The sequence below is a fragment of the Rhodothermus profundi genome, from assembly GCF_900142415.1.
GTDB lineage: Bacteria > Bacteroidota > Rhodothermia > Rhodothermales > Rhodothermaceae > Rhodothermus > Rhodothermus profundi.
Genome location: NZ_FRAU01000013.1, coordinates 1 through 9,979 on the forward strand (window position 1 = coordinate 1; position 9,979 = coordinate 9,979).

A 9,979-nucleotide genomic window follows, 5' to 3' on the forward strand; every position below is an offset into this window, starting at 1 on the left:
TTTCGGAGGGAGTGGGAGGGGGTGCTTTGGGGGCAGGTGTTGGCGTGGGTGCCGTCGCATGAGCGGGTGTTGTGGGCGTTGCGTTGGTGGGTAGGACGCAGGGGTTCGTCGTCGGGTTCGGCGGTGGTGCAGGGGAATGACTGTGCGGTCAGCGGGGGTGCGTCGTTCATGTACGTGCCTTCGTGTGGGTGTTATGTGTTTGAGGAGGTGGAGGTGGTGTGTTCGGCAGCTGGGGGCGGGGGGAGTTGGCCGCCGACGCAGGAGGATCCGCGGTGGTGGCAGCAGGAGGGGGGATTAGGGGACTGTGCGGATCTGTGGTGCGAGGAGCCGCGGAGTGGTGGGGGAGGTGGGGGCAGTGGTTCGGGTTCGGGGGCGCCGGAGGAGGCGTGCACGGAAGATGCGCTGACGTGTGAGGAGCAGATCGGGAAGTTGGTTCGGCTGGCGCGGAAGCTTCGGGAGGCGATTGATAAGGGGAAGGATTTGCTGGAGGGGCGGACCTGGAGTGAGATTTTGAAGGGGGAGAAGGAGGCACTGATAGGGTGTGGGGTGGACGCGCTGGAGACGATTCAGGGGAATCCGGTTGCGCTGGTATCGGTGCTCAACTGCGTGACCGATCTGTTCTTCGGGGTGAACTTCTTTGATATGTTGAAGTTACTGGATACAGTTGATGCTGGTTTATATCGTAAAATAATTGGTTATTTACATAAATCAGCTCTTTTTCCACGACTTGCGCAGGCCTTTGGAGACTTTGCCAATACGATTGACGATGTTGAATTGCTCGAGAAGGTGGCAAAGCTTGATTTTGTTAAAGTTGATAAAAATGGTCGTCCTATTTATCAGATTTTAAGAGGAGATAGTCAAAAAATAATAGAAAATTTTGCTCAAAAATGGAATGTGAAAATGTTTGTGGATAAAGAGCTTGGATTATATCAAGTTATGCATAATGGGATTGTGCTTACACGATATTCTTCATCGGCAACCTCGTTGCCGACGATCCAGGTGAATGTCAGGGGTCGGATTTTCAAGGTACGTTTTGGTCGATAGCAGGGAGTTGCACCATGCAGTTGTTTCGAGAAGGCGGGTTGTTGGTGCCGCTGAGCGGGGAGCGCTGGGTTCGTCTTCGGAGTTATGTTGCGCCTGCGCCCTGTTTGGACCGGCTCAGCTATCCGGACGAGCAGTTGTTGGCGGAGTGGATACGTCATCCGTTGTATGAGGATGCGTTGCTGGGGGTTGAGGAGTCGGTGTACATAGCTTTTGTGCAGGGTCGGGGCTATCACGGGCCATTTGTTCGGGATCGGCTTCGGCCGCACCATTACCGTCGATTGCGGGAGGAGGTGTTCTGGGAGGAGATTAGTGGGGAGCTTGAGGGGCAGGGGTCTTCAAAGGAGTTGGCGGCGTTTTGGGAGCGGTTGGAGGAGGTGTTTCGGGCGAGCACGCGGCTTTTTCGGTTGGAGTTGACGGAGTGGAGTCGGGCGTATGGGGATGAGAGCATGCGGTGGTGGCGGTATTATCGGGAGTATGTGTTGGTGGAGGAGGGAGGGGATCGGGATGGGGATGGGTTTTACAGGCATCGGTTGCACTGGTTGGCGGTGTTGGAGGGGTTGGGGGTTGGGAGTCGGGATGTGGGTTTGTTGTCGAAGTTGTTGGCGTGCACGGGACGTCGGGGCAAGCTGGGGTTGCGGTATGTGGGGGATAAGTTTGTGCCATTACAGGAGGACACATGGGCGCTGCTTAGAAGTCATGAAGCAGTGGGAGCTCGGGAGGAGTTGCCTTCGGATGTGGAGTTTTTAGATGCGCTGATCCATCACCCTCTTTATCATGATTTGCTTATAGGAGAAATGCCTGAATCTAAAAGTGAGCGCACCAGGCTTTTTGTTTCGGGTGAACAGTGGTGGGGATACCATGGTCTTTTCTCTTTTAACAAGATTCGTCCGGATTGGTATGAGTGGGTGAGTCGGGATCGTTTTTGGGAGGAGGCGGAGCGTTTGATCAGGCGGCGGTCGTTGGGAGGAGAGGAATTTGAAGAGTTCTGGGGTCGGTTAGAGGAGATAGTTCAGGCGAGCACGCGGATCTTTCGGTTGAAGTATACGGAGAAGGACTTTGAATATTTTCATGAAGCGCCGATACATGATTATTATCGGGAGTATGTGTTGTTGGAGGAGGGTAGGGATCGGGATGCGGATGGGTTTTACAGGCATCGGGTGCATTTTCTGGTAGTAGGCGGTGAGTAGTAATAGGGTGGGTCAGACTTAGCGGTGCAGGTGCCAATAATTAAAGGGGTTGAAGCTGGCCGATCGTCTGGGGTTTTCGGCGTACCGGGAGTTGCTGGGTTTCATCAAGCAGTCGCGTTTTGCGTCGGCGTTTGCCAATCGGATAGACGATCTGGAACTGTTGAAGGATTATGGTAGATTAGATCGGGAAAAAGGAGGGGCACTTCGTATACTGGAAGGAGATGCGGGCGTTATTATGGATAATTTTGCAAAGAAATGGAATACGAGTGTTTATTTGCGATCGGATGGAAGGTGGGGGGTCTTGAAGCTGGATGGAACCGTACGTATGACGTTATATAGATCTAGCGATACATATTTCCTACATTGTTTGTAAATGAATCGGGTCGTATTACAAAGATTACGATTTGGAGATTCAAAATATTCGTATTGATATGGTAACTTTTGGTAAAATATACGAAAAAATTTATTCATTTCATTTATTGTACAATGGTAAAATGCAGTTTCTTTCTTAAAGAAAGGATAAATATTTTCGATAAACAGGATTTTTTAACAGTTTTATTAAATCGGAGATCTATCAGGGATATCCCTGGACACATTCTTATAAAAGAATGAACATGGTCCGTTTGATATTCAGAAGGTAACACCTGATCATTATCTACCGCGATCATTTTCTGAAATGGAGGATAGACTGAGGAATCTCTTAGCTTCTGCAGATTATGAAGTCTTTAAGTGGCCTCATCATTACATTCTGGAAACATGGCCGGACAAAGAGACAGAAATGACCTACTTTCATAAACTCATGGATGAGCTTAGACCTGGTGCGGGGTTATGTTTTCAGCTTGCTATTTCGCTTGATGAGGAGCGATACTGGTCGGAGGCGTACCGGGACTTACCGGTTCTGGATTTCTTTGAAGAATGGATTGTGATTGATCGGAAGCATCAGCAAGTGCACATGATCCATTTGCTCAGGGATTAGGCGGGGGGTTCGCTTTTGGAGGAAATGCGGTGGGTTGGATGCGGCGCACGATGGGGCGTCGTGGGTAGGTGGTCTTCAGGTCTTTGAGGGTTGGTTGGGCGCACGTTGGGGTGGTGGGGTAGGAGATCGTTCAGGTGGGTGTCGGGGGCTGTACTGCTTTTGACGCGAAGAAGCTTTGTTTGTCGCAGGTCTGGAAAAGCACGACGCTTTCATGAGGTCAGGTTGTGTGGAAATTTGGGTGGTCCATATGGGCCCATCGGATTAAATTCCGGCTGTCTCGATGAAATTACCGGGTACCAGCGATGAAAGTGCGATTTCTGCTAATCCGGCTTCCTTTTCAGCGTTCGATGCTGCTGGTCGCGCAGGAGGTCGAGGGGCAGTGGATCGGGGCCTATCCGGTGCTTGCACCGGGCGAGGTCTTTTACGATGACCAGGCCCTCCAGATCGTGCGCGAGATTGATGCAGGGCGGCTCCCAGGTGGTGCGCAGGAAATGGGGGTGTTCGAATTCCCTGATCTGGATGCGATGCAGGAAGCGGCCCGCGCCTTTGCGCAGGACCTGAAAGAATCGTTCTGGGGAGAGGAGACCGAACTGGACACGACCGAGCCGATTCAAGTCGATACGGTGATGCTGTTAACGGTGGGTGGTTCGCCTGAGCCACTTATCCATGCCGTGCAGCATCTGCCACCGGACCGAAGCTTCGTGTGCTTTATCTGTTCGCCGGAGTCACGCGTACTGGTGGAAGGTGACGAGGCGACCGATCCATCGATTCCGAAGGCAGCTAGACTGGAGTCGTCGCGCTACGAAGTGACTATCTGGAAGGATCCGGACGATCTAACGCAGTGTGTGGCCTCGCTGTTTGCCCTGCAGCGCCGCATCCGGAAGCGGTTCCCAGGAGCCCGCGTGGTGGCTAACTATACGGGTGGTACTAAAACGATGTCGGCTGCCCTGGTAATCGGCGCTGTGCTGCTGGGATGGGAGCTACAACTCAACGTGGGCGTGCGGCAAGACCTGCGCCAGGTGCTGGCTGGCACCGACGTACCCACACGGGTGGCAGCCGACGATGTGTTGCTGCACCTGCAATTGCAATTGGTGCGGGAGGTGTTAGATCGTTTTGATTATGGGGCGGCTGCGGCGATCGTGCGGGAATTGTTGCACACGCTTTCTCTTGGAGGCACCCATCGAGCGCAGTTATTGCGCCTGTATCAGATTGTGAAAGGGCTGGCCGACTGGGATCGGTGTCGCTACCGGCAGGCCCTGACGGGGTTTCGCATGGCCGGCGAGCAGGGATCGGCCTGGCTGCCATTGCTGAACCGGCTTGCCGAGCAACAGATGATGAGCTGGGAAGGGGTAGGGGATCTGTTGCTCAATGCCAGGCGTCGAGCCCATCAAGGACGCTACGAGGAAGCAGCAGTGCGACTGTATCGGGCCATGACGCTCTTGGCAGCGGTGCAATTGCGGGAAGCTCATGGACTGGAAGCAGGCGATCCTGATCTGGAGCGGGTGCCTGCCTCGCTGCGAAGCCTTTTTGCGCTGCGTCGCAGCGAGACAGACCGTCTACCCCTCGATCCGATAATAACCTATCGGTTGCTGGAGGAACTGGGCGACCCAGTAGGCGCGCTGTTTGCCCGTCGGCCTGCCGTTCGAAAAGCGCTTGAGGCATGCCAACAGTCCTGTCTGCTGGAAGGAGACCGAACGCTGGATGCATCGGCCTATGAGACGCTGCGCAGCCGGCTGGAAGGGTTTGTGCGCGAGGCAGCCCAGCGGATCGAGGTGCGGCTTCCTACCCGTCAGCTGCCCGGAGCAGAGGTGCTGGAATGGGTGGAACTGGCACCCTGACCGGTAGCGCTGGTTTTCTGCAGGAGCCTGACTTTATAGGGGTGCATCTTTTGCAGGCCGTGCGTTCCCAGCCGCGCCAGGGAATCGGTCGTTTCGCTGTTGGAGCATTGCGGAAGGGTAGCGCATTCGCGGAAAAACGCCGTTCTTTTTAATTTCTCAACAGGAAGGCGACACCCATGATCACGTACCGTCTTGAAACCCCGCTGGGGCCGTTGCGTGCGTTGACAGACGGCCTCTTCCGATCCGGGCCGCCGGTGATCTTGCTCCATGGCTGGGGACTTTCTCCATGGGCGTGGGGGGCGTTAATGCCACCGGCAATGCGTCGGCAGCGTCGCTGGTATGCGCTCTCGTTGCCTGGACACCTGCCGGACGAAGCGGTAGCAATGCCTGCGTCGCTCACAACGGAACAGCTGGCGGCTGCGCTGGCGCAGGCGCTGGAAGATCTGGTGGGCGACGAGCCGGTGCATCTGGTCGGGCATTCACTGGGAGGTTTCTGGGGGGTATGTCTGGCCGCGTATCGGCCGGAGCGACTGGCGCGGCTGGTCCTTGTAGCTGGCTCGGCACAGGGAAGCTGGGCGGGGGCGCTGAGCCGAATTCAGCGCCTGTCCCGGCGCAGAGGGGGCAGGCTGCTTTTCCGGATCGGCTATCGCTGGCTGACGGCGCGTCCGGGTCGTTTCCGTCGTCTGCTGGTCCGGTTGTCCGGGCGTCCAGAGGCCTGGGCGCAGGAAGCCGGACAGGTGTTCTTCGACAGCGTATATCCCGACGCGAAACGCTATCGTCCGGAAGTGCTGCTGCAACTGGCTTGCGAAGTGGCGCGTCTGGATCTGACCGACCATCTATCGACGATGTCACTACCGGTGCTGCTGATAGCCGGTGCCCGGGATCCTGTGGTGCCTCTTGCGCAGGTCCATAAGATGGCAGCCCGTTTACCGGAAGTGCAGGTGAAAGTGTGGCCAGAGGTAGGTCATTTTCCCATGGTGGAGGCTCCAGAAGCGGTGTTTGCCCTCATGGAGAGCTTCCTTGCCCTTGAAAGTCCTTCCCGCATATGAAGGCCTGTATCATCGGGGCCGGGCCCTCGGGGCTGGTTACGGCCAAGGTGCTGCATCAGCGCGGCCTGCCGTTCGATTGCTTTGAGAAAGGATCCGATATTGGCGGACTCTGGCGGTATGCCAACGATAGCGGGCTTTCGCCCGCGTACGCTTCGCTGCACGTCAACACCTCGAAGACCCGGACCGCCTTTTCGGACTTTCCCATGCCGGACGACTACCCAGATTTCCCGTCCCATGCGCAGATGCTGGCTTACTTTGAGCGCTATGTCGAACACTTCGGCTTTCGACACACGATCACGTTTCGGACCGAGGTGCAGCGCGTGGTGCCGGTCGGAGATGGCACCTACGAGGTGACGGTTCGTCATCGAGATACCAACGCCACGCGCACGGAACGCTATGGAGCCGTGATCGTGGCCACGGGCCATCACTGGTGCCCGAACTGGCCCGAAGTGCCTGGCGCGTTCGACGGCGAAGTTATGCATGCGCGCGATTACCGAACGCCTGAGGTGCTCAAGGACAAACGGGTGCTGGTGGTCGGGGCCGGCAACTCCGCCTGCGATATCGCCTGCGAGGCCGTGCATCATGCCCGAGCCGTCTATCTCTCGACGCGCCGGGGGGCCCACGTTATTCCAAAGTATCTGCTGGGGCGCCCACTTGATCTGTGGCTGACGCCACTGACAGCTCGGCTACCCCTGTTCGTCCAGCGTGCCCTGTTCCGGTTGCTCGTCTATCTGACGCGGGGCAATCAGCGGCGTTACGGCTTTCCCGTACCCGACTATCCACTGGGCGCAGAACATCCGACCATCTCTACTGAACTGCTGCCACTTATCGGCCACGGCCGCATTCGCGTAAAACCCGGCCTGCTGCGGCTCGAAGGGCGACAGGTGCGGTTCATAGACGATTCTACCGAAGAGATCGACCTGATCATCTATGCAACCGGCTACCGGGTCGCCTTTCCGTTTTTTGAGTCAGCCTTTCTGGAGGTACGGGAAAACTACCTGCCGCGCTATTTGCACGTTGTACCGCCCGATCATCCTCATCTGTATTTCATTGGACTGGTCCAGCCGCTGGGCTCCATTATGCCGCTGGCTGAAGCGCAGGCCGAATGGGTGGCCGATCTGCTGGAAGGCCGCGCAGGACTGCCGTCGCGGGAAGCGATGTGGCGCTGGATTCGTCGGGAAGAGGCCTGGCGTCGTCGTCGCTTTGTGCCGACCATGCGCCATGCGCTGGAAGTGGACTTTTACCGATACCTGCGGCAGCTCCGCCGCGAACGCCGTCGGGGACGCTACCGTCCACCTCTTCAGGCACTTTTGCGATAGAGCAGCCGAAGTTGCCCGAAGCGTCTCTTTGCTTGAGATACCAGTTTTTAAAGAATCAGAGAAGAGACTGTTGCGGTCATTGTCTGGGGGGAGCCCGCATAACATATTATCCAAAACCTCAAAATCGGCATCCTTAAGAAGCAAAAGGAAAACAACAGAAAGCATCTGGTGCGAGCATGAACGGGATACGGAGCGGTGGTTAAGGGAAGGGCGCTGAAATTATATCTGCACACTGAAAAAGAGGGAGCCCTTTTCAGCTTGAAAAAGTCTCCACCAGGGTTTCGAACGTGGTATCAGATGACCTCAAATCCATATCCGGTTATGGTGAAAGGCTGAAAAAGGGAGAGCAGAAGCTTTCTGGGGAGGCAACCATGATAAAATACCAGGCCTATAACCAGGCCTATGGTGTCAGATGGCTGTCGGGACGGGCTCTCACGTCGGCCACATCCTTTGCGAATGCTTCAAAGGGATGGCGACTGTAGTGTTATTCTTGGAGGAAAGCGGTCAGAATGTTCAGGTATCACGATAATGATAGAGGATCATGGACCTGAGGGATCAAACGGTTCTGTTGACTGGCGCAGCACGCGGCATCGGGCAGACCACAGCTATTGCGCTGGCCCGTCGCGGGGCTCATATCATTGGGGTAGATCTTCGGGCCGAGGATATGGCGGAAACAGCCCGGAAAGTAGAAGCGCTGGGACGGCGTTTTGTCGGGCTTGAGGGGGATGTATCTGATCGGGCAGCAATGGAACGGGTAGTGAACGAGGCGATGGCGGCCGGTGGATTCTCGGTGCTGGTAAACAACGCTGGCGTATTACCCAGTGGCCCGTTCACGGAGGTTGATTTTGACGTCTGGGAGCGTACCATTGCTATTGATCTGACAGGACTCATGGCGCTCACCTATCTGGCGCTGCCTCATCTGCTGAGCCAACCCCGAGCACATATCGTAAACATCGCCAGTATTGCGGGCAAGTTTGGGGCGTCAGGGCTGGCCGCCTATTGCGCAGCCAAGCATGGCGTCGTAGGATTTTCTGCAGCACTGCGTTTTGAGCTGCGCCGCACGCGCGTGGGCGTCAGTTGCATCTGTCCAACCATGGTATCGACGCGGTTGGTTGAAGGCGTCCGACGTTCGCCTTTGATTCCACTGGTGCGCCCGGAAGAGGTGGCGCGGGCGGTTGTGCGGGCGATTGAACGCAATCTACCCGAGGTGTTTGTGCCACGCCACATGAAGCTGCTGATCGACGTATTGCCCACAGTGGCCCCACCACTTTTTCGTTGGCTAGTGCACCGCGACGCTGCAGCCGACGGCTGGTTGGAAGCTCGACTTTCTCTGGTAAAGGAACCCGTGAAAAAATAGACCTCATTGTGTCGAGCTGCTGGTACCGAAGGCTGCTCTGGAGTGGCGTGCATATTCCATGGGTAGCTGCGGGGCTGCTGGCCGGAAATGCGGCGTTGTTGCAAATTCCGCTATCGAAACCTCTGCTTGTGCTGGAAGCAACGGGTGCCTGGGTTGTGTACCTGTTGGATCGCGCGTTGAACATTGGGCCGGAAGACCTTGTGAATCAGCCAGAACGTGTTGCCTGGTGGCGTCGGCAACAGAAATTACTTCGTGGGGGACTTGCCATCGCTGGTTTGTTGATCGGATGGGCGGCGCTGCATGTACAGGCTTCTACCCTGGTCGCTGGGGCAGGACTGGGCCTCATAGGCCTGCTTTACATGCTGCCAGGTGTGCGATTGAAGCAATGGGGAATAGCTAAACCGATACTGATAGCAGGTACATGGAGCTTGGGAACAACGCTGTTGCTTCCACTGGAAGCAGGACGGGCATTGGGGGCTAATCTCTGGCTGCTTACGGGGTATCGACTGCTCTGGATACTACCCAATCCCTTACTGGCTGATTGGCCAGATCGACAGGGCGATCGCGTAGCCGGAATTCGAACGCCAGCGGTACGCTGGAACTATAAAACCCTTCGTAACGGAGCGCTCCTCCTGCTTCTGGGAGCCCTGAGCATAGGACTAATTCTGATAATACGCCTGGGACGTGCCGAAGCAGCTATCGACCTAATGGGCGTTTTATGCTCTGGTATGCTCATCATGGCAAGCCGCGCTGAGCCTTCTGAAGTACAGCTCATCATACTGGACCTCTTGCTGTGCTGGCCCGTTTTCACCATGCTGGCCCTAACTTTAAGCCGCTCGCTATAGCAAATGGTTACTTGACGAGGATGATTTTGCGTTGTTGGACGAAGCTGCCGGCCGTGAGGCGATAGAAATACAAGCCACTGGCCAGGCCCTGCGCTTCGAAACGCACGGCATAGAGGCCGGGCGCTAGCTCTTCGTCCACCAACACGCCGACGCGTCTTCCCAGCACGTCGTAGACTTCCAGGCGCACCCGCACCTGCCGTGGCACGGCAAAGCGAATCGTAGCCTGCCGCCGAAACGGATTGGGATAGGCTTCGTAGAGCGCAAAGCGTTCGGGCACAGCGCCTTCGTCTTCGGCGGCCACCAGATAGGGGGCCACTTCCAACAGGCGCAGGCCTACGGCAGTGCGCCATTGTTGATCAAGCTG

At 56.3% G+C, this 9,979-nt stretch carries 9 protein-coding genes; 8 read left to right on the plus strand and 1 reads right to left on the minus strand.

The features are described 5' to 3' along the window. From BUA15_RS13425 to BUA15_RS13465, 8 genes are all read left to right on the plus strand, one after another. Positions 1-1,044: hypothetical protein (locus BUA15_RS13425; RefSeq protein ID WP_218587582.1), on the plus strand; the 1,044-nt coding region annotated here is incomplete at its 5' end. A gap of 14 nt (positions 1,045-1,058) precedes the next feature. After that, positions 1,059-2,231 (plus strand): hypothetical protein, encoded by a 1,173-nt coding sequence (locus tag BUA15_RS13430; protein ID WP_072716508.1) that lies wholly within the window; start codon positions 1,059-1,061, stop codon positions 2,229-2,231. A gap of 799 nt (positions 2,232-3,030) precedes the next feature. Continuing rightward, positions 3,031-3,207: a hypothetical protein gene (locus BUA15_RS13775; RefSeq protein ID WP_178139427.1), complete on the plus strand. Its 177-nt coding sequence runs from the start codon at positions 3,031-3,033 to the stop codon at positions 3,205-3,207. 302 nt (positions 3,208-3,509) lie between these two features. Next, positions 3,510-5,045, plus strand: a complete 1,536-nt coding sequence (locus tag BUA15_RS13445) for a CRISPR-associated protein (protein WP_072716511.1) — start codon at positions 3,510-3,512, stop codon at positions 5,043-5,045. A gap of 176 nt (positions 5,046-5,221) precedes the next feature. Then, positions 5,222-6,094: an alpha/beta fold hydrolase gene (locus tag BUA15_RS13450; protein ID WP_072716512.1), complete on the plus strand. Its 873-nt coding sequence runs from the start codon at positions 5,222-5,224 to the stop codon at positions 6,092-6,094. Next, a complete protein-coding gene (locus BUA15_RS13455; protein WP_072716513.1) occupies positions 6,091-7,413 on the plus strand; it encodes a flavin-containing monooxygenase in 1,323 nt (440 codons plus the stop codon). Before BUA15_RS13450 ends, BUA15_RS13455 begins: the two co-directional genes overlap by 4 nt. Positions 7,414-7,954: 541 nt before the next feature. Then, entirely contained in the window at positions 7,955-8,770 is an 816-nt protein-coding gene (locus tag BUA15_RS13460) for an SDR family NAD(P)-dependent oxidoreductase (RefSeq protein ID WP_072716514.1), read from the plus strand. 8 nt (positions 8,771-8,778) lie between these two features. After that, entirely contained in the window at positions 8,779-9,615 is an 837-nt protein-coding gene (locus tag BUA15_RS13465; RefSeq protein ID WP_072716515.1) for a UbiA family prenyltransferase, read from the plus strand. 7 nt (positions 9,616-9,622) lie between these two features. On the opposite strand, the gene BUA15_RS13470 is transcribed toward BUA15_RS13465, so the two are convergent. Continuing rightward, positions 9,623-9,979: T9SS type A sorting domain-containing protein (locus BUA15_RS13470; RefSeq protein ID WP_143149630.1), on the minus strand; the 357-nt coding region annotated here is incomplete at its 5' end.

Coding starts and splice junctions, on each gene's coding strand:
- BUA15_RS13430 (WP_072716508.1), top strand. CDS start 1,059: ATGCAGTTGTTTCGAGAAGGCGGGTTGTTGGTGCCGCTGAGCGGGGAG.
- BUA15_RS13445 (WP_072716511.1), top strand. CDS start 3,510: ATGAAAGTGCGATTTCTGCTAATCCGGCTTCCTTTTCAGCGTTCGATG.
- BUA15_RS13450 (WP_072716512.1), top strand. CDS start 5,222: ATGATCACGTACCGTCTTGAAACCCCGCTGGGGCCGTTGCGTGCGTTG.
- BUA15_RS13455 (WP_072716513.1), top strand. CDS start 6,091: ATGAAGGCCTGTATCATCGGGGCCGGGCCCTCGGGGCTGGTTACGGCC.
- BUA15_RS13775 (WP_178139427.1), top strand. CDS start 3,031: ATGGATGAGCTTAGACCTGGTGCGGGGTTATGTTTTCAGCTTGCTATT.
- BUA15_RS13460 (WP_072716514.1), top strand. CDS start 7,955: ATGGACCTGAGGGATCAAACGGTTCTGTTGACTGGCGCAGCACGCGGC.